21 protein-coding genes are annotated in these 23,718 nt (G+C 71.7%); 7 read left to right on the top strand and 14 right to left on the bottom strand.

Annotated elements, in window-relative coordinates; genetic code table 11:
- Positions 1 to 130: 130 nt before the first annotated feature.
- The gene (locus tag ACQPZX_RS42425; protein ID WP_433368886.1) at positions 131 to 1,063 is read right to left on the bottom strand and encodes a bifunctional riboflavin kinase/FAD synthetase; all 933 of its coding nucleotides are present in this window, start codon (positions 1,061 to 1,063) and stop codon (positions 131 to 133) included.
- 96 nt (positions 1,064 to 1,159) lie between these two features.
- Between ACQPZX_RS42425 and ACQPZX_RS42430 the strand changes: the two genes are divergently transcribed.
- Complete coding sequence (locus tag ACQPZX_RS42430) at positions 1,160 to 3,049, top strand: sensor histidine kinase (protein ID WP_433368889.1); 1,890 nt, start codon at positions 1,160 to 1,162, stop codon at positions 3,047 to 3,049.
- Positions 3,050 to 3,060: 11 nt separating this feature from the next.
- Positions 3,061 to 3,441, top strand: coding sequence for a response regulator (locus ACQPZX_RS42435; RefSeq protein WP_433368892.1), 381 nt, complete (start codon positions 3,061 to 3,063; stop codon positions 3,439 to 3,441).
- 316 nt (positions 3,442 to 3,757) lie between these two features.
- On the opposite strand, the gene truB is transcribed toward ACQPZX_RS42435, so the two are convergent.
- Together truB and ACQPZX_RS42445 are read right to left on the bottom strand one after the other, a co-directional pair.
- On the bottom strand, positions 3,758 to 4,735 hold the full coding sequence (truB, locus tag ACQPZX_RS42440) for a tRNA pseudouridine(55) synthase TruB (protein WP_433385782.1): 978 nt from the start codon (positions 4,733 to 4,735) through the stop codon (positions 3,758 to 3,760).
- A gap of 129 nt (positions 4,736 to 4,864) precedes the next feature.
- Complete coding sequence (locus tag ACQPZX_RS42445) at positions 4,865 to 6,322, bottom strand: MATE family efflux transporter (protein ID WP_433368895.1); 1,458 nt, start codon at positions 6,320 to 6,322, stop codon at positions 4,865 to 4,867.
- A 476-nt stretch (positions 6,323 to 6,798) separates the two neighbouring features.
- Here ACQPZX_RS42445 and ACQPZX_RS42450 point away from each other — a divergent pair, with 476 nt between their 5' ends.
- Positions 6,799 to 8,076, top strand: a complete 1,278-nt coding sequence (locus ACQPZX_RS42450) for an alpha-amylase family glycosyl hydrolase (protein WP_433368898.1) — start codon at positions 6,799 to 6,801, stop codon at positions 8,074 to 8,076.
- A gap of 95 nt (positions 8,077 to 8,171) precedes the next feature.
- On the opposite strand, the gene ACQPZX_RS42455 is transcribed toward ACQPZX_RS42450, so the two are convergent.
- The 8 genes from ACQPZX_RS42455 to rimP all read right to left on the bottom strand — a co-directional run bounded on the left by ACQPZX_RS42455 (position 8,172) and on the right by rimP (position 16,344).
- Positions 8,172 to 9,206 carry a DHH family phosphoesterase gene (locus ACQPZX_RS42455; RefSeq protein WP_433368901.1) on the bottom strand — a complete coding sequence of 345 codons (1,035 nt, stop codon included), beginning with the start codon at positions 9,204 to 9,206 and terminating at the stop codon, positions 8,172 to 8,174.
- Positions 9,203 to 9,676 carry a 30S ribosome-binding factor RbfA gene (rbfA, locus tag ACQPZX_RS42460; RefSeq protein WP_433368904.1) on the bottom strand — a complete coding sequence of 158 codons (474 nt, stop codon included), beginning with the start codon at positions 9,674 to 9,676 and terminating at the stop codon, positions 9,203 to 9,205. Before rbfA ends, ACQPZX_RS42455 begins: the two co-directional genes overlap by 4 nt.
- Positions 9,677 to 9,754: 78 nt before the next feature.
- On the bottom strand, positions 9,755 to 10,048 hold the full coding sequence (locus ACQPZX_RS42465; protein WP_433368907.1) for a DUF503 domain-containing protein: 294 nt from the start codon (positions 10,046 to 10,048) through the stop codon (positions 9,755 to 9,757).
- Between the two features lie 33 nt (positions 10,049 to 10,081).
- Positions 10,082 to 11,104, bottom strand: coding sequence for a TRM11 family SAM-dependent methyltransferase (locus ACQPZX_RS42470; protein WP_433368910.1), 1,023 nt, complete (start codon positions 11,102 to 11,104; stop codon positions 10,082 to 10,084).
- A gap of 64 nt (positions 11,105 to 11,168) precedes the next feature.
- Complete coding sequence (infB, locus tag ACQPZX_RS42475; RefSeq protein WP_433368913.1) at positions 11,169 to 14,249, bottom strand: translation initiation factor IF-2; 3,081 nt, start codon at positions 14,247 to 14,249, stop codon at positions 11,169 to 11,171.
- Positions 14,250 to 14,382: 133 nt separating this feature from the next.
- Complete coding sequence (locus ACQPZX_RS42480) at positions 14,383 to 14,742, bottom strand: YlxR family protein (protein ID WP_433385785.1); 360 nt, start codon at positions 14,740 to 14,742, stop codon at positions 14,383 to 14,385.
- Positions 14,720 to 15,754, bottom strand: coding sequence for a transcription termination factor NusA (gene nusA, locus ACQPZX_RS42485; RefSeq protein ID WP_433368915.1), 1,035 nt, complete (start codon positions 15,752 to 15,754; stop codon positions 14,720 to 14,722). The genes ACQPZX_RS42480 and nusA overlap by 23 nt, the downstream gene beginning before the upstream one ends.
- Positions 15,751 to 16,344, bottom strand: a complete 594-nt coding sequence (gene rimP / locus ACQPZX_RS42490; protein WP_433368919.1) for a ribosome maturation factor RimP — start codon at positions 16,342 to 16,344, stop codon at positions 15,751 to 15,753. Before rimP ends, nusA begins: the two co-directional genes overlap by 4 nt.
- 224 nt (positions 16,345 to 16,568) lie before the next feature.
- Between rimP and ACQPZX_RS42495 the strand changes: the two genes are divergently transcribed.
- The 3 genes from ACQPZX_RS42495 to ACQPZX_RS42505 are packed head-to-tail and all read left to right on the top strand — an operon-like array spanning position 16,569 to position 18,094.
- Positions 16,569 to 16,943: a hypothetical protein gene (locus tag ACQPZX_RS42495; protein ID WP_433385788.1), complete on the top strand. Its 375-nt coding sequence runs from the start codon at positions 16,569 to 16,571 to the stop codon at positions 16,941 to 16,943.
- Positions 16,940 to 17,344, top strand: a complete 405-nt coding sequence (locus tag ACQPZX_RS42500) for a ferritin-like domain-containing protein (protein WP_433368922.1) — start codon at positions 16,940 to 16,942, stop codon at positions 17,342 to 17,344. Before ACQPZX_RS42495 ends, ACQPZX_RS42500 begins: the two co-directional genes overlap by 4 nt.
- Positions 17,345 to 17,395: 51 nt before the next feature.
- A complete protein-coding gene (locus tag ACQPZX_RS42505; RefSeq protein WP_433368925.1) occupies positions 17,396 to 18,094 on the top strand; it encodes a nucleotidyltransferase domain-containing protein in 699 nt (232 codons plus the stop codon).
- Here the strand turns inward: ACQPZX_RS42505 and ACQPZX_RS42510 are convergent.
- Together ACQPZX_RS42510 and map are read right to left on the bottom strand one after the other, a co-directional pair.
- Positions 18,083 to 18,769 (bottom strand): VIT1/CCC1 transporter family protein, encoded by a 687-nt coding sequence (locus ACQPZX_RS42510; protein WP_433368928.1) that lies wholly within the window; start codon positions 18,767 to 18,769, stop codon positions 18,083 to 18,085. The two genes, ACQPZX_RS42505 and ACQPZX_RS42510, sit on opposite strands and share 12 nt — an antisense overlap.
- On the bottom strand, positions 18,766 to 19,623 hold the full coding sequence (map, locus tag ACQPZX_RS42515) for a type I methionyl aminopeptidase (RefSeq protein ID WP_433368930.1): 858 nt from the start codon (positions 19,621 to 19,623) through the stop codon (positions 18,766 to 18,768). The genes ACQPZX_RS42510 and map overlap by 4 nt, the downstream gene beginning before the upstream one ends.
- Positions 19,624 to 19,743: 120 nt before the next feature.
- Here map and ACQPZX_RS42520 point away from each other — a divergent pair, with 120 nt between their 5' ends.
- Positions 19,744 to 20,061, top strand: a complete 318-nt coding sequence (locus ACQPZX_RS42520; protein WP_433368933.1) for an STAS domain-containing protein — start codon at positions 19,744 to 19,746, stop codon at positions 20,059 to 20,061.
- Here the strand turns inward: ACQPZX_RS42520 and ACQPZX_RS42525 are convergent.
- The gene (locus ACQPZX_RS42525; RefSeq protein ID WP_433368936.1) at positions 20,048 to 23,572 is read right to left on the bottom strand and encodes a SpoIIE family protein phosphatase; all 3,525 of its coding nucleotides are present in this window, start codon (positions 23,570 to 23,572) and stop codon (positions 20,048 to 20,050) included. The genes ACQPZX_RS42520 and ACQPZX_RS42525 overlap by 14 nt on opposite strands.
- Positions 23,573 to 23,718: the final 146 nt, after the last annotated feature.

Here is a 23,718-nt window from a genome sequence, read left to right on the forward strand (position 1 = left end):
GTTCTCCGTAATTCTGTGTTGCCGGTGATGATGGCTTCCGCACCCGCGGCGTCGGGCAGGCTCGCGGAAGCTCTCTTAGATACAACGAGGAACGTCGGGTAGCCGACGTCTTACCAACCCTACCAGGGGGTCATTGAAGCAGAACTCGGGTCTCCTCGACGTCCTCCCGGATCTGCGCGACCAGCGGCTCGATGCCGTCGTAGACGCGCTGTTCCCGCAGGTGGGCGACGAAGTCGAGGCTGATCCGCTCGCCGTAGAGGTCGCCCGCGAAGTCGAGCACGTAGGCCTCGACCCGGCGCTCGCGGCCCGAGAAGGTGGGATTGGTGCCGATCGACACGCTCGCCGGGAGCCGGCCCGCGTGCTCGCCGCCCCGGATCATCCAGGCCGCGTAGACACCGTCGGCCGGCACCGACGCATAGCGATGCACCATCAGGTTGGCCGTCGGGAAGCCGATCTCGCGTCCGCGCTGGTCACCGCGCACCACCACGCCACCCAGGCGGTGCGGCCGGCCGAGTGCGGCGGCCGCGGCGCGCACGTCACCGGCATCGACACAGCTGCGGATGTACGTCGAGGAGAACACCACCCCGTCGGCGGAGACCAGCGGCGCGTCCTCCACCGTGAAGCCGAACGAGCGCCCGAGCCGTTCCAGCAGCGCGACGTCGCCGGCCGCCTTGTGCCCGAAGCGGAAGTTGTCACCGACCACCACGACCGCCGCGTGCAGCGCCTCGACCAGCACGTCGTGCACGAAGGCCTCGGCCGGCAGGCGGGAGAAGTCGGGGGTGAACGGCACCACACAGAGCGCGTCGACGCCCAACTGCTCGATCAGCTCGGCCTTGCGCACCGCCTCGGTGAGCACCGCCGGGTGCGAGCCCGGGCGCACCACCTCGGCCGGGTGCGGATCGAAGGTCATCACCACCGACTGGAGGCCGAGGTCGCGGGCGCGCTTCACCGCGTGCCCGATGATCGCCTGATGGCCGCGGTGCACACCGTCGAAGACGCCGATCGTGACGACCGACCGGCCCCACCCGCCGGGCACCGCCTCGTAGCCCCGCCACCGCTGCATCCTTGCCGCCCTCCTCGGTTCCCGCGCACAGCGTATCGGTCAGCACTCGCGACCTCGGGCTGACCTCGTGCCCGAAACGCTACGATTGAGACCGATATGCGCATCGAGTGGAGCCCTCTCGTCCTCCTCGCGGCGGAGTTCACCTTCGCGGTGTTGTTCCTCCGCGCGCTGGGCGGCTACCTGCGCCGGCGGGACTCCCTGCAGGGCAATGTCACGCTTGTCTTCCTGCCGTGCACGGTCGTCTTCTGCGCCGACATCACCCGGCGGCTGGGTGGCGACCTGCCGACCTGGGTGAGCCTCGTCTCCACCACCGCGCTGCTGGCCCAGCCCTATCTCACGCTGCGGATGGCCGCCCGGCTCCGGCACGTGCCGCGCTGGCTCGACCGGCTGGTGCTTTGCGCGTACGTGGCCCTGGCCGTCCCGATCGTCCGGGAGCCGCGCCCGCTCGACAACCGCGCACTGGTCGCCGTCGTGATCGGCTTCAGCCTCAGCGAGGCCGTCCCGGCCGCCCTGCTCTACGGCAAGGCCCGCACCCGCGCCGGCGCGAACCGCGCCCGCCTGATGATCGCCGCCGCGGCCACCCTCGCCTTCGCCATAATGATCATCTTTATCGGCCTGAACGGCCTCTGGGACGGCCACGCCACCCTGCTCGCGCTCAGCCGGGTGCTCGCCCTGGCCAGCGGCCTCGGATATCTGGTCGCCTTCCTTCCGCCGCGCTGGCTCCGCCGGGTCTTCTCGGCCAGCGCCGCCCACAGCGTCACCGAGCGCCTGCTGCGCGCCCCCGCCGAGTCGTCGGCCGAGGTGTGGCAGCTCTACGCCGAGCTGATGCGCGAGCAGACCGGCGCCGACGCCGTCGCGGTCTTCATGCCCCGCCCCGACGGCCAGCTCGCACAGACCGCTTTCGCCGGCCCGCACATGCCCAGCCATCCGGAGCTGGACGCCGAGGAGCTCACCACGCTGATCCCCGCCGGCCGCCAGTCCCGCCTGCGCGAGGGCGCTCCCGCCCTGGTCGCCCACTACGGCGACAACCTGGGCGACGATTTCGTCACCGTGCTGAGCATGCCCGTGCCCCCCGACGTGGAGGGCGCGGTGCTGCTGTTCAACCGCCACCGCACCCTGTTCAGCGACGACGACCTGCGCCTGCTGGCCGCGCTCGGCGGGCAGGCCGGCATCCTCGCCGAGCGCCAGGCCGTAGCCGAGACCTTGAGCGCCTCGGTGGACGCCCTGACCCGCGCCAACCAGGCCAAGAGCGCCTTCCTGGCGAACATGAGCCACGAGCTGCGCACCCCGCTCAACGCGATCATCGGCTTCAGCGACCTGATGCGCGTGGAGGAGCCGGAGGGCGACCGCCGCCGCGTCCCCGCCGAGTGGGTCGACCACATCCACACCAGCGGCCGGCACCTGTTGGGCCTGATCAACGACATCCTCGACCTGGCCAAGGTCGAGGCCGGCCACCTGGAGCTGCGCCCCGCTCCCCTACGACTCGACACGGCGGTAACGGAGCTGCTCACCGGCCTGGCGCCGCTCTTCAAAACCAAGCAGATCGAGGTGCGCACCGACCTGCCGCCGATCACCGCCCTGGCCGACCGGGTCCGCTTCCGCCAGATCGTCGAGAACCTCCTCTCCAACGCCATCAAGTTCACCGAGCCCACCGGTCACGTCACGGTCGCGGCCCATCAGGAGGCCGATGACGCGTACGTGACGGTGGCCGACACCGGCGTGGGGATAGCCGCCGAGGACCAGGAGCGGGTCTTCGAGGAGTTCCAGCAGGTAGGCGACCCCGACCGCCAGCGAGCAGGCACCGGCCTAGGGCTAGCTCTCACCAAACGCCTGGTGGAGGCCCACGGCGGCGAGATCACCCTGGTCTCCGCGCTAGGGAAAGGAAGCGCCTTCACCGTCCGCCTGCCCCTGGCCCCGCACGGCGACCTCCCCACCGAGCCCCACCCCACGACCCGTCCGAGGCACCCCGCCCCCACGACCGGCTGAACGGAGTAACGATGAGCACGATCCTGCTGGTCGAGGACGAGGAGCTGAACCGCACCTTGGTGAAGGCAGTCCTCTCCCGCTCCACCGACCCCTTGGTCCGCGAGGCCAGGGTCGTAGACGCCACCAGCCTGGCCGCCGCCAGATCCCAAATAGCCACCGATCACATAGACCTGATCCTCCTGGACATGAACCTCCCCGACGGCAACGGCCTGACCTTGGCCCGCGAACTCTCCGAGGCCGATCCCCCCAAACCAACGGTCGTAGCCGTAACGGCCAGCGTCCTCCCCCAGGACAGAGCCGCCGCCATAGAAGCAGGCTGCGACGACTTCCTGGACAAGCCCTACGCCGCAGCCGACCTGGTAGCCACAATCGCCCGCCACCTGACCCCCTGACCCGCCCCGCCCATGCGCCCGGCGCCCAAGCCGGCGGGCGGTCACCAGGGACGCAAGTCACGCCAGAGCGCGGTCACCCAGGAGCGCGGCAAGCCAGAGCGCGACCCGGCAAGGGCGCAACCCAGCAAGGGCGCAACCCAGCAAGGGCGCAACCCAGCAAGGGCGCAACCCAGCAAGGGCGCAACCCAGCAAGGGCGCGACCCAGCGACGGCGCGACCCAGCGACGGCGCGGTCACCCCAGACCGCGAGTCACCCCAGAGCGCAGGGCACCGCAAGCGCAGGGCAGCTCGGGGCGTCGGTCAGGCCGGGGCGTGGGTCAGGCCGGGGCGAGGACGATCTCGGCCCGGGCTCGGCCCTCGCGCTCCGAGACGATGGCCAGCACGTCGCCGGCCGGGTCGAAGACCGCGTATGGGCCGGCGATGCCTACCGGCTCGAGCGGGCCGCCGTGGCTGAGCACCCGGGCCTCGTCGGGGGTGGCCGTGCGCTGCGGGAACGTCTGTCGTGCCGCGTCGGCCATGGACAAGCCGACTACCTCCGGCGCCCGGGCCTCCAACTCGTCGAGCGTGAGGGCCTCGGCGAGGGTCATGCGCCCCACCGCGGTGCGACGCAGGACAGTCAGGTGGCCGCCCACGCCCAGCGCCGCGCCGAGATCGCGCGCGATCGCCCGGATGTAGGTGCCCGACGAGCAGTCCACCTCGATGTCCACGTCGACGACGTCCACCGCTCGCGCGACACCCACGGATCCCGTGACATCCACCGGCCCGGCGACATCCACGGAACCCGCGACATCCACGGCTCCCGCGCCACCCACCGGCCCGGCGACATCCACGGAACCCGCGACGTCCACGGCACCCGCGACGGCGCGGCGGATGTCGAGGACGTCCAAGCGTGCGATGGTCACGCGCCTCGGCGGCAGGGCGACGGCCTCGCCCTCGCGGACGCGCTTGTAGGCCCTCTTGCCGTCCACCTTGATCGCGCTCACCGCGCTCGGCACCTGGTCGATCTCGCCACGCTGCGCGGCCAGGCCGGCGTGGATCGCCTCCTCCGTGACGCCGGCGACGGACGCTACCGCCGTGACGTCACCCTCGGCGTCGTCGGTGATCGTCGACTGGCCCAGGCGGATCGTGGCCGCGTAGCTCTTGGACGAACCAATCACATACGTCAGCAGGCGGGTCGCTCGATTCACCCCGATGATCAGGACGCCGGTGGCCATCGGGTCGAGCGTGCCGCCGTGGCCGACCCGGCGCGTTTTTGCCAGGCGGCGGATCCGCGCCACCACGTCGTGCGAGGTCATCCCCGCTGGTTTGTCCACCACGATCAGACCATCCGCGCTCACCCGCCCACCTTAGGGTTCGCGTGTTTGTCGCTGTGTTCATGGGTCACAGCCTGGTGTCTCCCCTTGGGGGAGAGTCAAGCCCGAGAGTCACGCTGTGCGGGTCGCGCCCAGCACCGCCCATCGGCCCGAGCGCCAGCGCCACACCGTCGTCACGAAGCGGATCAGGATGAACATCCCCAGCCCGGCCCACACGCCGCCCAGGCCGAGGTCCAGGGCGTAGGCCAGCCAGACCGCCGGCAGGAAGCCCAGCAACGCCGAGGCCAGCGTCAGATTGCGCAGGTAGCGCACGTCACCGGCCCCGATCAGCACACCGTCGAGGGCGTAGACCACGCCCGCGAACGGCATCAGCCCGACGAACCAGGGCCACACCACCGCCGCCTGCTCGTGCACTGACGGATCGGGCGTGAACCAGCCCGGCACCACCCCGGACCCGGCCGCCGCGAGCAGCGCGAACGCCACGCCCGCCACCCCGCCGGCGATGGTCACCCGGCGAGCCACGTCGCGGGCCGCCCGGGCGTCGCCGCCGCCCAGCGCCGCGCCGACCAGCGACTGCGCCGCGATCGCCACCGCGTCGAGGGCGAGCGCGCTGAAGAACCACAGCTGCAACGCGATCTGATGCGCACCGACCGCGGCGACTCCGAAGCGTGCCGCCACCGCGGTCGCGGAGAGGAAGCACGCCTGGAAGGCGGCACCCCGGATCAGCAGGTCGCGCCCGAGCTTCACCTGTTCGAGGATGATCCGCGGCTGGGGCCGCAGCGCGCGGGTCTCCCTGATCAGCGCGACCAGGAAGCAGCCACCCGAGACGCTCTGCGCGACCACGTTCGCCACCGCCGAGCCGGTCAGCCCCCACCCCACCAGGTAGACGAGCACGGGGCACAGGATCGCGGAGAGCACATTCGCGCCGAGCACGAAGAGCAACGGCCGGCGAGTGTCCTGCACGCCACGCATCCAGCCGTTCCCGGCGGCGGCGAGGAGCAGGCCGGGCGCGCCGAGTGCCGCTATCCGCAGCCATCCGGCCGCGGCGTCCGCGATCTCGGGGTCACCCGCGAGGGCCGAGGCGAGTGGTCCGGCGACGGCTTGGGCGAGCAGTGCCATGAGTACGCCCACGGCAAGCGCGAGCCAAGACGTCTGCACACCCTCGACCACGGCCGCGGCACGGTCCCCGGCGCCGAAGCGGCGAGCGGCCCGGCCGGTGGTGCCGTAAGCCATGAGCGTGCCGAACCAGGCGGCCACCGACATGACGGTGCCGCTGACGGCGACGGCAGCAAGCGGAACCCGGCCGAGGTGGCCCACGACGGCGGTGTCGACGAGCACGTAGAGCGGCTCGGCGGCCAGCACCACAAGCGCCGGCACAGCAAGCCGCACGATCCCACGCGCGGTGGGCGGCGCCGCCTGGACGCCGGTGGCAGTGCTGCCGGCGGCGGTGGCCGCAGCGGCCGCTGAAGAAGCAGCATCGGCGGCCGAGGAAGCAGCCGACGAGTCGGCCGGAGAAGGGGCCGACGAGTCAGCCGATGATGCCGATGACGGCCGGGCAGGCGGGCTCATGAGTAGTCATGATGCCCGCCCAGCCGTAAGGATCGCAATTCAGTTGAGTACTTACGCCCTACTGCCGGGTGTCCAGCGAGGTCTGCAGGGCGCGGCGCGCCTGCTCGCGGGCTTCGTCGGTGGGCTGGGGCTTCGGCTTGGCAGCCATGATCGTGGTTCCTCCACGGTGTGAGGGCGCGGCAAACGGACACGCGCCCAACGAATCGGTCGAGCGGGGCGTCACAGGGCCGGTCCGGGGTCGCCGGACGCATGGCGAAGGTGACGCGGCCCGAGTAGGTGAACCCGGGTGGCTCGAGGTCTCGCGGCGGACGATGGTCACGGCCCGCGCAAAACCAAATCACCGTTAAGGACCAAACTATCGTTCAGGTCTCGGGATCGAGACGTCGTTCCCACCTTGCGAGACAAACGACGGACACCCGACAGTTACCCGCGAGTCACCTGGGACGGTTCATCAACTGCGAAAAGGGGAGGCCCGAGTGCGCTGGTCCGACTACGCCATCTGGTGGCACGTCTATCCGCTGGGCTACCTAAATGCCGAAAAATCGGAAATATCGGAAGGGCAGCCGCAGCACCGCCTCCAAGAGCTCGCGGAGCGGCTCGACCACGTGCTGGAACTGGGCTGCAACGGCCTCATGCTCGGCCCCGTCTTCGCCGCCGAGACCCACGGCTACGACACGATCGACCACTTCCGGGTAGACCCCCGCCTCGGCACCGAGGACGACCTGATCCACCTCATCGAGCAAGCGGCCGCCAAGGGCGTACGCGTGCTCCTGGACGGCGTCTTCAACCACGTCGGCCGTTCGTTCCCGCAGTTCGCCGACGTCGCCCGCCAGGGCGACAGCTCGCCGTACGCCGACTGGTTCGTCCGCGAGGGCGACGACTTCCGCATCTTCGAGGGCCACCGTCAGCTCGTGGCCCTCAACCACGAGAACGCGGCCGTGGCCGACTATGTCACCAGCGTCCTCGACTATTGGCTGGACCGCGGGGTCGACGGCTGGCGGCTCGACGCGGCCTACGCGGTGCCGCTGCCGTTCTGGCGCACGGTCACCGACCGGGCCCGCGCCAAGCACCCCGACGTGTGGTTCTCCGGCGAGGTCATCCGCGGCGACTACACGTCCTACGTCACCGAGGGCGGCCTCGACTCGGTCACCCAGTACGAGCTGTGGAAGGCCATCTGGAGCTCGCTCAACGACGTGAACCCGCACGAGCTGGCCTGGGCCCTCGGCCGGCACGACGACCTGCTGGCGACGTACGCCCCGCAGACCTTCGTCGGCAACCACGACGTGACCCGCATCGCCAGCCAACTCACCGAGCCGCGCCACCTTCCGCACGCGCTGGCCGTGTTGTTCACCGTCGGCGGCATCCCGTCGGTCTACTACGGCGACGAGCGTGCCTGGCGCGGCGTCAAGGAGGAGCGCGAGGGCGGCGACGACGCGATCCGCCCGGCCTGGACCGACGGCGGCGACGAGGAGACGCAGCGCCTGCACCAGCTGCTGATCGGCATCCGCCGCCGGCACCCGTGGCTGGTCCGCGCCACCACCGAGGTCCACTCGCTCGGCAACGGCGTCCTCTCCTACACGCTGACCGGTCCGGAGGGTCAGGGCGTGGCGGTCGCGCTCAACTTCGGCGACACCCCGGCCACCGCCGAGCTTCCGTCCCGGCCTTGGCACGCCGAGGCCGGCGACACGAACGCCGACCTGAGCGCGGGCGAGGTCGCGCTGGCGCCCTTCGGGTGGACCGTGGCGACGGCGTGACCCGGGCCCGGCAGGTCAGCCCGGCGGTCGCGGCAGGGCCGTGACCAGGCGCCCGGGTCGCGTGGCGACCCGGGTTCCGGCCGCAGGGACGTACGTCAGATGAGGTTTTGATCGAGAAGTTGGCGAACCGATGAGATGACCTCGCCCGGCGTCCCGTGCCCGGTGAAGCCCGCCGCGAGCCGATGCCCGCCGCCGCCCAGGGCGACCGCCACCTTGCTCACGTCGACCGCGCCCTTGCTGCGCAGCGACACCGCCCACTCACCGTCGCCGGACTGCTTGACGACCACGGCCACATCCGCCTCGGCCACGCCGCGCACCGGATCGATCAGCGTGTCCAGAACGTAGGGTCGCTGCTGGTAGCGGGCGAGATCGTCCAGCGTCGCGTAGGTCCAGATCATGCCGCGGCCACCGGCGGCCGTGGGGTCGAGCTCGGCCCGGCCCAGAACCTCGCCGGCCAGCTTCATCGCGCCGAAGGGCCGCGTGTCGAAGATCCGCCGCGAGATGTCGCCGGGGCTGATGCCGGTCGCGATGAGACGCGCGGCGAGCTCGTGCACGGCCGACGTGGTCATGTCGAACTTGAACGAGCCGGTGTCGGTCGCCAGCGCCACGTAGAGGCATTCCGCGATCTCGGCGTCCAGCGGCACGCCGAGCCGGCTGAGCAGGCCCTCGACCACGACCGAAGTGGCCGCCGCATGCGGGTCGACCAGATCGATGCGGCCGAACCGGGTGTTCGACGCGTGGTGGTCGAGCGCGATCACGCAGGGCGCCGCGAGCAGCCGCGCGAGGTCGCCGAGCCGCGACTCGGCGGCGACGTCGAAGGTCAACACCGCGTCGGGGCTGGGGTAAGCCGCATTCTGCGGCACAAGAAGATCAAGACCGGGCAGGCTTTGGTACGGCGTGGGCACCTCGAAGTCGCCCGGAAACGTCGCCCGCAACCGCGCGAAGCCGAGCCGCCGCAGGCCGAGGGCGAACCCGAGCATGCTGCCCAGCGCGTCCCCGTCGGGGTTCACGTGGCAGATGAGCTGGATCTCGTCGCCCTCCGGGCCCGGAGTGAGCCCGCGGACCGCCTCGACGGCCGCGGCCCACTCCGCGTCGGTCACTCCCCCGGGCTCACCCGAGGGAGTCGTCACCCGAGGTCCTCGCGCGCGCCGACCCGCTCGGCGCCCTCGCCGCCCTCTTCGTCCTCGTCCTCGCTCTTGTACGGGTCGGGGTCGCCCGCGTACTGCTTGCCGGCGGAGAGGCGCTGGACCTCCTCGTCCCGCGACCGCGCCTCGGCGAGGAGGTCGTCGATCTCCTTGGCGTGGTCGAGGACGTTGTCGAGCACGAAGGCGAGGCTCGGCGAGTGCCGCAGGCCGAGGGCGTGACCCACCCGGCTGCGCAGCATCCCCTTGGCGCTCTCCAGCGCGGCCTGGGTGGCCGCCTGCTCGGTCGGGTCGCCCAGGACCGTGTAGTAGACGGTGGCCTCACGCAGGTCGCCGGTGATCCGGGCGTCCGTGATCGTCACCATGCCGAGCCGGGGGTCCTTGATCTCACGCACCAGCGACGCCACCAGTTCCCTGACGCGCTCCGCATGCCGACGCGTCTTGGCCGGGTCCGACATATCGCCCACCTCCGACTGTGAATCCCGCGGGTCCAACATCTCCCGCCCAACTGCTGAAGCGTACCCACGCTCTGTTGCCTAATCGTCGTCGCCGTACACCCGCCGTTTGACGGACAAAAGGTCGATCTCGGGACGACCGGCCACCTGGTTTTCGCAGGTGTCGATCACGGCACGGCACTGTGCCGCGTCAGGCCCGACAACAGCCACGCCGATCTGGGCCCGGCCGTGCAGGTCGTGATAGCCCACCTCGGCGACGCTCACCTCGAATTTGCGAAGCATCGCGATGATCGGGCGGACGTAGGAGCGCTTCTGCTTGAGCGACCGCGAGTCGCTGGGCAGGAGCAGGTCGAACACTGCGGTTTCGGTAAACATCGCGAGCACCGTACCGCCGACGTGCGACAGAAATCAGCCGACTTTCCTGGCCACCAGGACGTCCCGCTCGATGCCCTGATCGACCCGGTGCTCGAGCGGCTCCTGCGGCACGAGCTCGAGGCCGTTGGCGACCAGGATGTCCTCGGCCAGCTCGCGCCGGGCCACCTTGGTGTTCCAGGACAGCCCGAAAGCCCCGCCCGCCCGCACCAGCGGCAGCCAGTGCGGCACCGCCCGCTCGAGCAGGTCCAGCGGGCTGCGGGTGATGCCGCCCTGGTCGTCGTAGCTGCCGTGGGCCACGCCGTACGGCAGGTCGGCCACCAGCACGTCCGCCACGCCCCCGCGCAGCAGCCCGTCGAGCTGGGTGGTGTCGGCCTGCAGCACGGTGACCTTCTGCACCGCTCCGGCCTTGTGGTCGTCCTTGCTGGCGGCCATGGTCACCTCGAGGCGCCGCGCGGCCCGGCGGCCCTGCCGGCGCACCGGGACGAGGTCGGCGCTGTGCTTGAGACGCTTGCGCTTGAGCCACGTCTGCAGGAACAGCTTGTACGCCTCGACGTCCTTCCCGTCGATCTCCACGCCGACCGCGTCGTAGCCGTACATCAGCGCCTGGTTGAGCGTGGTGCCGCGGCCGCACAGCGGGTCGAGCACGGTGAGGTGGCCGTCGAGCATCCGATCGGCCGAGGCGGAGGCGAGCAGCGTGAGGTTGAGGACGAGCTTGGTGAACTGCTCGTTGGTCTTGCCCGCGTACTTCGGGATCGTGATCAGGTCACTGTCGTAGCGGGCCAGCGGGGTTAGCTCGACCGGCCGCAGCAGCTCACCTTCCACTGAGAAGAGTGCGTAAGCAGCCGACAAATTAGAAATGTACGAAATGTCCCGGTCAGCCAGCGAGCCCTCGAAGGTCAAATACTCGACCCCGCCGAGCACCGCACCGCCGATGTCCGAGATTTCGGTGGAAAGTGCGGATCGGAAGGCGGCCAACTCCGCACGGGCAAGCCGAGCGGCCTGGTCGGCGTAGACGCGATTGGCGGAGGGCGCGAGAAGCAGGGCGTACCGGGGCATGGAAACCATTCTGTAAAAACGGCCCCCGACGCCGGAGCGCCGGGGGCCGTTCCTGACTAGCGGACTACGCGCGCGGCTTCTCGCGCATCTCGAAGGTCTCGATCACGTCGCCGATCTGCGGCGTGCCGAACCCGGTGAAGGTCAGACCACACTCGAAGCCCTCGCGGACCTCGGTCGCGTCGTCCTTGAACCGGCGCAGCGAGCTGATCGTGACGTTCTCGGCCACCACGACACCCTCCCGCAGGATGCGGGCCTTGGCGTTGCGGCGGATGAGACCGCTGCGGACCAGACAGCCGGCGATGAGACCGATCTTGGACGACCGGAACACCTCGCGGATCTCCGCGGTGCCCTGCTCGACCTCCTCGTACTCCGGCTTGAGCAGACCCTTGAGCGCGGCCTCGATCTCCTCGATGGCCTGGTAGATCACGCTGTAGTAGCGGATCTCCACGTTCGCCCGGTCGGCCATCTCCTTGACCTTGTTCGAGGCCCGGACGTTGAACCCGATGATCGTGGCGGTGGCGTCCGAGGACGCCGAGGCCAGGTTCACGTCGCTCTCGGTGATCGCACCGACGCCGCGGTGGATGACCTTGAGCTGGATCTCGTCCGGAATCTCGATCTTGAACAGCGCGTCCTCGAGGGCCTCGACCGAACCGGACGAGTCGCCCTTGATGACCAGGGTGAGCGAGGTCTTCTCGCCCTCCTTGAGCTGCTCCATGAGCGTCTCGAGAGTCGCCTTGGTGCGCGAGTTGGCGAAGCTCGCCGCACGGCGGCGGGCCTGCCGCTGCTCGGCGATCTGCCGGACCGTGCGGTCGTCCTCGCCGGCGAGGAAGGTGTCGCCCGCGCCGGGAACCGAGGTGAGACCGAGGACCAGCACCGGACGAGCCGGCAGCGCCTCGGCCACCTGGTTGCCGTTCTCGTCGAGCATGGCGCGGACGCGGCCGTGTGCGCCGCCCGCCACGATCGAGTCGCCGGCACGCAGCGTGCCCTTCTGCACCAGCACGGTCGCGACCGCACCGCGGCCCTTGTCGAGGTGCGACTCGACAACCGCGCCCTGGGCCGCCCCGTCCACCGGAGCGGTCAGCTCCAGCGACGCGTCGGCGGTCAGCAGCACGGCCTCGAGCAGCTCGTCGATGCCGATCCCGGGCTTGGCGGCCACGTTCACGAACATCGTCTCGCCGCCGTACTCCTCGGCGAGCAGGCCGTAGTCGGCCAGCTGCTGGCGCACCTTCTCCGGGTTGGCGTCCGGCTTGTCGACCTTGTTGACCGCGACCACGATCGGCACCTCGGCGGCCTTGGCGTGGTTCAACGCCTCGACCGTCTGCGGCATCACGCCGTCGTCGGCGGCCACGACCAGGATCACGATGTCGGTCACCTGGGCGCCACGGGCACGCATGGCGGTGAACGCCTCGTGACCCGGGGTGTCCAGGAAGGTGATCGCCCGTTCCTGGCCGTTGTGGTCGTAATGCACCTGGTAGGCGCCGATGTGCTGGGTGATGCCACCCGCCTCGCCGGCGACCACGTTGGTCTTGCGGATCGCGTCGAGCAGCTTCGTCTTACCGTGGTCGACGTGACCCATGACGGTCACGACCGGCGGACGGGAGACCAGCCGGTCCTCGTCCACGTCGGCGTCGAGGTCGATGTTGAACTGCGCGAGCAGCTCACGGTCCTCGTCCTCGGGGCTGACGATCTGCACGTCGAAGCCGAGGTGCTCGCCGAGCAGCTGCAGCGTGTCGTCGCTGCAGGACTGCGTCGCCGTCACCATCTCGCCCAGGTTGAACATCTCCTGGACCAGCGAACCGGGGTTCGCGTTGATCTTCTCGGCGAAGTCGGAGAGCGACGCGCCGCGCGACAGCCTGATCTCCTGGCCGTTGCCGCGGGGCGCGCCCGAGCTCATGGCCGGAGCCGACAGGTTGTCGAACTCTTGACGCCGCTGCTTCTTCGACTTGCGGCCACGAGTGGGCCGGCCACCCGGACGCCCGAAGGCGCCCGCGGCGCCGCCGCCACGGCCACGACCGCCGCCACCGGGACGACCCGGAGCACCGGCGCCGACCGGGCCGCCGCCACCGCCGCCGCCACCGGGACCGCCGCGGTAGCCACCGCCACCGCCGCCACCACCGGGACCGCCACGGTAGCCACCGCCACCGCCGCCACCACCGGGACCGCCGCCGCTACGGAAGCCGCCACCGCCGCCACCGCCGCCACCGGGACGGAAGCCACCGCCACCGCCACCGGGGCCGCCACGGCCACCGCCGGGGCCACCGGGACGACCGGCGCCGCCACCGCCACCGCCCGGGCCGGGACGGCCGGGACGCTGCGACGGCATGGACGCGGGGCTGGGCCGCGGCGGCATCGACGCCGGGCTCGGCCGCGGCGGCATGCCGGGCTGGTTGGGACGAGGCATCGCCGAGGGCGTGGGCCGCGCGGCCGCGCCACCGGAGACGCCGAACGGGTTGTTGCCGGGACCGCGGGACGGCGGGCGCGGAGCGCCACCGGCCGGGCCCGGACGGGGACCGCCGGGGGCTCCCGGCGTGGTTGGGCGTCCGCCGGCCGCCGGAGAGCCCGGACGCGGCGGAACCGCACCGGGACCCGGACGCGGGCTGCCGCTCGGGCGACCCTCGGACGGCGGCTGCTGGGCGCGACGCTCGGCGTCGCGGGTGCGGGCGGCCTGCGCGGCCTTGACCGCGGCCTCCTGCTCGGCCTTGAGCGCCGAGGCACGTGCCTCGGCCGCCGCGACCTCGATGTCGTGGGCGCTGGCCGGCTTGGCGACCGGGCCGGGCGTGGGGCCCGGACGGCTGGGCGCGGGCGGCTTGGGACGCGCGAACGAGCCGGGCGACGGCGCCGGGGACGTGGGTGCGCTGGGCGCACCCGCGGCCGGAGCGGCGGGCCGGCGCGGCGGCTGCGGCCGCGCGCTGGTCGGAGCCGGACGAGCGGCGGCGGGAGCCGGGGCGCTCGGCGCGGAGGAGGGCGCCGCCGCGGGGGCGGAACCGGCCTCGAGGGCGCCACGCAACCGCCGGGCCACCGGGGCCTCGACCGTGCTGGATGCGGATTTGACGAACTCGCCCATCTCCTTGAGCTTGGCGAGAACGGTCTTGCTGTCGACCCCGAGCTCCTTCGCGAGCTCGTGTACGCGGGCCTTGCCTGGCACTGCACTCCTCACTTCGAGGTCGTGCGAGCGCACCCGCAACGACCTCACTCGTGCACTAGAAGCCTGTTCATTTCAGGGACTTCATCGTGTGCTCATCTGGGTCGTCCTACCTTGCTGGGTCGTGATCCGGCGCCTACGCCGGATCATCGGTCGTTCCGCACGGCATGGAGACCGTACGGATGTGCTCGGCGAGCGGACCGGTGTCAGCAACACCGGTGAATCGCAACGCGCGCCCGAAGGCACGACGCCGCTCCGCCAGCGCGAAGCAGGCCGGATCGGGATGCAGATGCGCTCCCCGGCCCGGCAATCGGCGGCCCGCATCAACCTGCAAGCGGAGATCAACCCCACTGCCGGTCGAAACGAACCGGATCAACTCGGAGGCCGGCGCACGCTTACGGCAACCGACACAGGTGCGTATCGGGCCGACCATGGAAAAGTCTACCCCTCGGCTGCGCGCGCCGCGTAGCCGGTCAGCTTCCCGCCTCGGCCGCATCACGGTCCGAGCGGTCCTGGCGGTCGGCGGCACCGGCTGGTTCGTTGTCCGGCCGGATGTCGATACGCCATCCGGTGAGCCTCGCGGCGAGCCGGGCGTTCTGCCCCTCCCGCCCGATGGCCAGCGACAACTGGAAGTCGGGCACGGTGACCCTGGCCGTCCGGGTGGCGGCGTCCACCACCTCGACACGCAGGGCCTTCGCCGGCGAGAGCGCGTTGCCGACGAACTGCGCCGGGTCCTCCGACCAGTCGATGATGTCGATCTTTTCCCCGTGCAGCTCGCTCATCACGGCCCGGACCCGCTGGCCCATCGGGCCGATGCACGCGCCCTTCGCGTTCACGCCCGCGACGGTCGAATGCACCGCGATCTTGGTGCGGTGACCTGCCTCACGCGCGATCGCGGCGATCTCGACGGTGCCGTCGGCGATCTCCGGCACCTCGAGCGCGAACAGCTTCTTGACCAGGGCCGGGTGCGAGCGGGACAGGGTCACCTGCGGCCCGCGGAAGCCCTTGGCCACGTGCACGACGATCGCCCGGATGCGGGAGCCGTGCTCGTAGGTCTCGCCCGGGACCTGCTCGGACTGCGGGAGCACCGCCTCGATCTTGCCGAGGTCGACGGTCACGATGCCCTTCTCGGCCCGTGCCGCGTCGGCCTGCACGATGCCGGTGATCAGGTCGCCGTCACGCCCGGCGTACTCGCCGAAGTGCTGCTCGTCGGTGGCCTCCCGCAGACGCTGGAGGATCACCTGCTTGGCGGTCATGGCGGCGATGCGGCCGAAGTCGTGCGGGGTGTCGTCCCACTCGCGGACGACCGTGCCGTCCGCGTCCAGTTCCTGGGCGAGCACCGACGCCACGCCGGTCTTGCGGTCGATCTCCACCCGGGCGTGCCCCTGCGCGCCCTCGGTGTGCCGGTAGGCGGTCAGCAGCGCGGTCTCGATGGCCGCGAGGATCGTCTCGAACGGGATCTCCCGCTCGCGCTCCAGTGCGCGCAGCGCCGCGAGGTCGATGTTCACTGATCGCCCTCCCCATCGTCTTCGTCATCTTCTTCGTCGCCGAATTCGGCCTCGTCCATGCGCTTGAACTCGATCTGCACCTTGCCGGGCCCCAGCTCGGCGAAGGCCAGCGACCGGGTCACGCCGTCGACGTCGAGCACCACGGAGGTGTCGTCCACGTCGACCACCCGGCCGGTCAGGCCGTTCACCGCGACCAGGCGGCCCCGGTTGCGCCGCCAGTGCCGCGGCAGGGTGAGCGGGCGGTCGATCCCGGGGGAGCCGACCTCCAGCTGGTATTCCCCGGCCAGCACCTCGCCGCCGCGCTCCTCGGCCTCGTCGAGAGCCGTCGAGATCTCGCGGGAGACCACGGCGACGTCGTCCAGATTGATTCCCCCGTCGGTGTCGACCAGGACCCGCACCACGTGCCGGCGCCCGGCGCGCGACACGTTCACGTCCTCGAGGTCGTAGCCGGCCTGCTCGATCACCGGAGTGATCACCTCGCGCACCCGGGTGCGGGCGGCCGCCAGGTCGATCCGCGGCGCCGGAGGAGGACCCTCCTCGCGGGGCCGGCGGTTGCCAGGCCGGGCACCGGCGCGACCACGCTGCGTCATCGGGCTCGACCTTTCGCTCGGCGTCAAAGGAAAGCACTATATGCCGCCGGGCGAGATGCCCCGCGGCTGACGCAGAGCGTAACGCGCGGGACGCCCGGGTCGTCCCTCGGCGCTCCGAATCGACACTCATTCGCGGCCATCCGCCGCAATGGTGTTGACTGAGCGCCGTGCGGAGGAGCAAGACGGGACCCACGCGGCGCGGCCTGCTGATCGCCGCCGCCGGCATGACGGCCCTGGCCGCGTGCGATGCCGAGCCGGCGCCACCGCCCCCGCCCGACCCGCTGCAGCCCCTGCTCGACGAGGCCCTCGCACTGGCCGCCGCCTATGACCGGGCGATCGCCGCCGACCCCGCCGCGAGCGCCCGCCTCACCCCGCTCGCCGCCGACCACCGGGCGCACGCCGCCGAGCTGACCAAGTTGATCAACCCGCTCGCAAGTGCCGGCAGCGCCCCGCCGGAACCCGCGAAAGACCTGCGGACGGCCGAGCAGACGGCCCAGCGCAACGCCGTCGCGGCCTGCAAGGCGGCCCCCGCCGAGCGGGCCGCCCTGGTCGGCTCGATCGCCGCCTGCCGCGCCACGCATGTCGAGGCCCTGCGGTGACCGAGCAGCTGGCGGCGGCGCTCGCGGCCGAGGAGGCGGCCATCTACGCGTACGGAATCATCGGGGTCAAAGCCGGCCAGGAGACCGAGGCGAGGGCGGCCGAGCAGATTCATCGCCAGCGCCGCGACTACCTGGTCGCCAAGTTGGAGCACGCGCAGACCTCGCCGGCCGGGTACGAGATGCCGTTCCCGGTGACCGACCGGGCCACCGCGCTCAAGCTGGCCGTCCAGGTCGAGGACGGGGTCGCCCAGGCGTGGCGGCCGGTGCTGGCCGTGACGACCGGCGACGAGCGGACCAACGCGCTGGCGGCGATGACCGACGCGGCCGTGCGCGCGACCCGCTGGCGCCGGCTCGCCGCGATGTCGCCGGTGACGATGGCTTTCCCCGGAAGGGCGAAATAGGCGTTTTGGCGCGCACCTTCCGGTGACCGGCAAAACACCGAGAATGACGAGGTGTTCGAGGAGACCTCGCCGCGGGGACAGCTGGCGATCCGCCTGCGCGACGTGATCGAGCGGCGGTGGCCGGCCGAGGTCCACGCGATCGGCGTGCACGGCTCGCTCGCGCACGGCGACGACCACGACGGCAGCGACGTCAACCTGCTGGTGGTGAAGTACCGCCCGACGGCCGGTCCGAAGCCGGCGCTGCGCCGGGTGGACGGCACGCTCGTCGACCTCGAGGTGGTGACCGTCGACGAAGGCATCCGGCGGGCGCGGGAGCTGACGTCCCGCTGGCCGCTCGAGGCCGATCGCTACGTGACCACCCACGCGCTGCACGATCCGAACGGCTGGTTCGGCAAGCTGCGCGACACCCACCTGGCCCGGCTCGCCGAGGCGCGGCCGCCCGAGTTCAGCGCGCTGGCCCGGCACAACTGGGCCCTGGCGAGCGCCGCGCACACCCGGGCGGTGCGGCTGGCCGAGTGGTACGAGACCGACGCCGCACTCGTCATGATCGCCGAGTCCCGCCTGCACGCCGCGCTGGTCACCGGCCTGCTGACCCGCACGTACTTCCGCAACGCCGCCGACGCGGTCCGCCGCACCGGGGTGGCCGGGGCCGACATGCAGGAGCTGAGCGGGGTCCTCAAGGAACAGGCCGGCGAGCTGGCCGCCCGCGGGCAACCGGTGGACGGCAACCTGGCCCTGCTATTCGAGTAGCGTGCCGATCCCGTACGTGACAGCGGCGGCCAGACCGCCCAGCGCAAGCTGCCGCAGCCCGCTCAGCCACCACCTCTTGCCGGTGAATCGCGCGACCACCGCGCCGGCGGCGAAAAGACCGAGGCCGCCCACCCCCAGCGCCAGCCACAGGCTGTCGAAGCCCAGCAGGTAGGTGACCAGCGGAAACATCGCGCCGACCGAGAAGCAGACGAACGACGAGCCGGCCGCCACCCAGGGGCTCGGCAGCTCGTCGGGCACCACGCCCAGCTCCTCCTGGGCGTGCACCCGCAGGGCCGCCTCGGGGTCGGTGTGCAGCACCGCCGCGACCTCCCGCGCCAGATGCTCGGGCAGGCCGCGCGCGGTCCACGCCTCGACCAGCTCCTCGGCCTCGCCCTCGGGGTTGACCTCGAGCTCGTGCCGCTCCTTCGCCAGCTCGGCCGAGACCTGCTCGTTCTGGGTGCGCACGCTCGTGTACTCGCCGAGGCCCATCGAGATCGCGCCGGCGACCAGTCCGGCCACGCCGGTGAGCACGAGGGTGTTGCGGCTGACCCCGCCGCCGCCCACGCCGGCGATCAGCGCGATGTTGGTGACCAGGCCGTCCATCGCGCCGAACGTCGCGGCCCGCAGCCAGCCGCCGGAGACGTCGGCGTGATGGTGCTCGACGGCCGCGCTCACGGCAGGGTGAGGATCTCGTACCCGTCCTCGGTCACCACCAGGGTGTGCTCGAACTGGGCCGTCCATTTGCGGTCCTTGGTGACGACCGTCCAGCCGTCCTTCCAGACCTCGTACTCGTGGGTGCCCAGGGTGATCATCGGCTCGATCGTGAAGGTCATCCCGGGTTCCATGATCGTGTCGAGCCGCGGGTTGTCGTAGTGCGGGATGTACAGGCCGGAGTGGAACGTCTCGCCGATGCCGTGGCCGGTGAAGTCGCGGACCACGCCGTAGCCGAAGCGCCGCGCGTACGCCTCGATGACCCGCCCGATCGCGTTGATCGGCCGGCCGGGGGCGACCGCCCGGATGCCGCGCATCATCGCCTCGTGGGTGCGCTCGACGAGCAGGCGCGCCTCCTCGCTGACGTCGCCGACCAGGAACGTGGCGTCGGTGTCGCCGTGCACGCCGTTCAGGAAGGCGGTGACGTCGACGTTGACGATGTCGCCGTCCTCGAGCACCGTCGAGTCGGGGATGCCGTGGCAGATCACCTCATTGAGCGACGTGCAGCACGACTTCGGGAAGCCTTTGTAGCCCAAGGTCGACGGGTACGCCCCGTGGTCGCACAGGAACTCGTGCACCACCTTGTCGATCTCGTCGGTGGTGACGCCGGGCTTGCAGTGCTCGCCGGCGAGCTGGGTTGCCTGCGCCGCTATCCGCCCGGCGAGCCGCATCTTCTCGATGGTCTCGGGGGTCTGCACGTGCGATCCGAGCCACTCTTTCGGGCGCTTCTTGCCGACGTATTCGGGGCGGACGATCTGCGCCGGGACCGCCCGCCAGGGCGATTGTCTTCCCGGCGCCAATGGGGCACGAACGGTCATACGCCCAGCCTATCGCCGGATAGCGCACCGGAACCTGTGGCGGCGGCCGCACCATAACGGGTCGGCTGAGCTGTTCGCCCGGTTCTTGCTGCCCTCGGGCCCCTGTGAAATCGTAGGTTCGTGGATCAAGAGGGGGTGGACCCCAACTTCTCGGCCACCGCCGCCGTGGCCGGAGATCGGGCCGTCGTGACCGTGTCCGGCGAGGTCGACATGTCGACCGCCGACGCCATGTTCCGCGCCGCGACCAAGGACGACGCCGCGTACGCGACGCTCGACCTGCGCGACGTGACGTTCTTCGACTCGGCCGCGATCCACGCCCTGCTCCAGCTCGCCGAGCTCTACGGCGAGCGCCTGCGGGTCCTGCCCTCGTCGCAGGTGCGCCGGGTCCTCGAGATCTCGGGCCTGTCCGCCCAGCCCTGGCTCGTCACCGATCGCTGATCGGCCGCCGCAGCGTCACCGTGGTGCCGTCCGGTCCCCGCAGCACGGCCAGGTCGGTCAGCGCCCCGATCAGCGACAGCCCCCGCCCCCGGTAGCCACCCTCCTCGGCCGGCCGCCACGTCCCGGTGTCCCGCACGGTCACCACCACGGCGCCCGGCTCGACCGACGCCTCCACCGTGATCAGCGGCTCGATCGGGTCCACCGGGTGCTCGATCGCGTTGGCCGCCGCCTCGGAGACCGCCACGGTCAGGTCGAAGACGTCAGCCTCGGGCACCCCGTTGCCGGTGAGGAAGTCATCGAGCCGGCGGCGCAGCACGCTGAGCCGGGTCGGGTCGGACGGCAGCCGCAGCACGAACTCGTGCGGCTCGGTGGCCTCCACCGCGATCAGCGCGATGTCGTCCCGGCGGGTGCGCCCGGCCGCCTTCGCCAGCAGCGCGTCGAGCAGGTCCTCGACGTGGTCGGCCGGCTTCGCGGCGTCGTCGAGCAGCTCGGCCAGGCCGGTGTCGATGCCGATCTTGCGGTCCTCGACCAGCCCGTCGGTGTAGAGCAGCAGCCGGCTGCCGGCCTCGAAGCTCGCCTCCAGCGTCGGATACTCCGCGACCGCGAACGCGCCGATCGGGGGGCCGAGCGCGGAGCCGTACAGGAACTCCCCCGGCCGGCCCGGACGCGCCAGCACCGGCGGCGGATGCCCGGCTGCCGAGAAGTGCAGCTGCCGGGCCTCCGGGTCGAACCGCACGCACACGACGGTCGCGAACTGACGCCGGCCCAGGTTGTCGACCAGCCTGTTCAGCCGGGTGAGCGCGGCGCCGCAGTCGAAGCCCTCCAGGATGTACGCCCGCAGCGCGTTGCGGAGCTGCCCCATCACGGCCGCCGCCTGCACGCCCTTGCCGACCACGTCGCCGATCACCAGGAACAGCCGGTCGTCGGGGGCGGCGATCACGTCGTACCAGTCGCCGCCGACCTCGGCCTCGCTGCTGCCCGGCAGGTAGCGGCTGGCCACGATCGCCCCCGGCACCCGGGGCAGCGACTGCGGCAGCAGGCTGTGCTGCAGCGTGCTGGCGATGCGGTGCTCGGCCTCGTAGAGCCGGGCGTTCGCGAGCCGCAACCCGATCAGGCGGGCCAGCTGGGTCAGCACCGCCGGCTCGGGCGCACCCGCCGGGCCCGACCAGACCCGCAGCTCGCCGACCGCCGCCCCGGAGGTGTCCGGCAGCGCCATCCGCACGTCGGGTGGCGCCGAGGGCGAGCCGCCACCGTCCACTTCGGCCCGCGCGCCGGGCACGGTCACCAAGACCCGGCCGGCGCCGGTCATCGCCTGCACGTGCCGGGCCGCGACGTCGAGCACCTCGGCCGTGGTGCGCACCGTGCTCACCGCCGCCGCCGCGTCGACCAGCCCGCGCAGCCGGCTGATCACCTGACGGCGGGCCTGGCCGAGGTCGAGGTTGGCGCGCACCCGCGCGGTGAGGTCGCGCGCCGAGAACGGCTTGACCAGGTAGTCGTCGGCGCCCGCGGCCAGGCCCTCGCCGGACGACTCCTCGCCGGCCCGGGCCGACAGCACCACGATCGGCACGTCGCGGGTGCGCTCGTCGGCCCGCAGCGCCGCGATCAGCCCGAAGCCGTCCAGCCGCGGCATCATCACGTCGGTCAGCACCAGGTCGAACCGCTGCGCCCGGGCCAGCTCCAGCGCGGCCTGGCCGTCGACCGCGGTGGACACCTTCCAGTACGGGCGCAGCAGCCGCGCCACGTGATCGCGCAGGTCGGCGTTGTCGTCGACGAGCAGGATGTGGCCGCCGTCGCCGGCCGGCTCGTCGAGGGACGGTGACTCGTCCCGCAACCAGGAGTAGGTCTCCTCGAGGAAGAGCCGGGGGACGGCATCGGGTTCGCTGACCTGCCCGACCGGCAGGTGCGCCTCGCTGAGGGGAACGCGCACGGTGAAGACGCTGCCGCGGCTCAGCTCGCTCTGCGCGGCCACCGACCCGCCATGCAGCTCGACCAGCTCGCGGACCAGCGCGAGCCCGATGCCGGTGCCCTCGTGGGTGCGGGCCCACGCGCCGGTCACCCGGTGGAACCGGTCGAACAGATGCGGCTGCTCCTCGGGCGGCACGCCGACGCCGGTGTCCCGGACGGTCAGCACGGCCTGGTCGTCCTCGGCCGAGACGCGCAGTTCGATGCGGCCGGACGGGGTGAACTTGACCGCGTTGGAGAGCAGGTTGAGGACGACCTTCTCCCACATCTCGCGGTCGAGCAGGACCGGCCGCGGCAGCGGCGACACGTCCACCGCCAGCTCCAGGCCGGCCCGCTCGGCGGCCGAGCGGAACGTGCTGGCCAGCCGCGCGGTGTAGTCGGCGAGGTCGGTCGGGCGGTAGTCGGCGCGCATCCGGCCCGACTCGAGCCGCGAGAAGTCGAGCACCGTGTTGACCAGCTTGAGCAGCCGCAGGCCGTTGCGGTGCATCGGCAGCAGCCGCTCGCGTTCGGCCGCGGGCAGGGCCGGGTCGGCGAGCAGGTCCTCCAGCGGGCCCAGGATCAGCGTCAGCGGCGTCCGGAACTCATGGCTGACGTTGGAGAAGAAGTTGGTCTTGGCCTGATCGAGCGCCGCGAGCTGGGCGACCCGGGATCGTTCCAGCTCGTAGGCGCGCACGTTGGTGACCGCCCGGGAGATCTGGGCGACCGCGAGCTCGAGAAAGTCGCGATAGGACTGATCGAGCGCGAGCAGCCGGCTCACCCCCACCACCAGCGCGCCCACCACGCTCGTGCCGATCATCACCGGCAGCACCAGCGCCCGCTCGGCGGCGATCGGCGGCGGCTCGGTGATCTCCCGCAACACGATCGTGCCGCCGCGCCCGTTCATCGCCGCGTCCCGCACCGGCGGCGGCATCTCGTCCGGGTCGAGCATCAGCGCCGCGAACGGCATGTCGGCCTTGTTCTCGCCGAGCACCGCGATCGCCTCGGCGTGCAGCGTCGCCTCGTCGGGCGAGTCGGCCAGCCGCGACCCGAGGGCGCTCAGCGTGCTCACCCGCCGCTCGCCGATCACCCGCCAGGTGGTCTCGCTGACGATGCAGAAGAGCCCGGTGACCTGGTCGTCGCGCCGCCGGATCGGGTCGTAGGAGATGTTGAAGTACGTCTCCTCGAGGAAGCCGTTCCGCTCCAGCGTGAACAGAAGATCCGAGCCGAAGTAGGCGGTGCCGCTCTTCATCACGCCGCCGAAGAGATCCGTCAGCTGGCTCCAGGACTCGGCCCACATCAGCCGGGCGGATTTGCCGAGGAAGTCCGGGTGCTTGCCGCCGGCGACCGGGATGTAGGCGTCGTTGTAGAGCCCGCAGTAGTCGTCGCCATGGAAGACCATGATCTGCGCACGGGAGGCGAGCATGGTGCATACCGCATTGACCAGCTCTTCGGGCCAGGTCCCCGGCGGGCCCAGCGGGCTCTCGCTCCAGTCGAACTCCAGCATCCGGCGGCCCATCTCGCCGCCGCGCTCGAAAGCCTTGACCAGATGCGGAGGGGTTGCCGCGCCCATGGTTGAGCACCGTAACACCGGTTACACGACAATCCCATCACGCGTACGGGGCCGCACGGTCCCCAACCACAGCACGGGCCGCACCCGCCACTGCGGTCCGGGCCGTAGCGACCCGGGGCCGTTCGCGATCGACCGGGCCGGTGGTG

The sequence above is a fragment of the Actinoplanes sp. CA-142083 genome (genome assembly GCF_050942195.1).
In the GTDB taxonomy this organism is placed as follows: domain Bacteria; phylum Actinomycetota; class Actinomycetes; order Mycobacteriales; family Micromonosporaceae; genus Actinoplanes.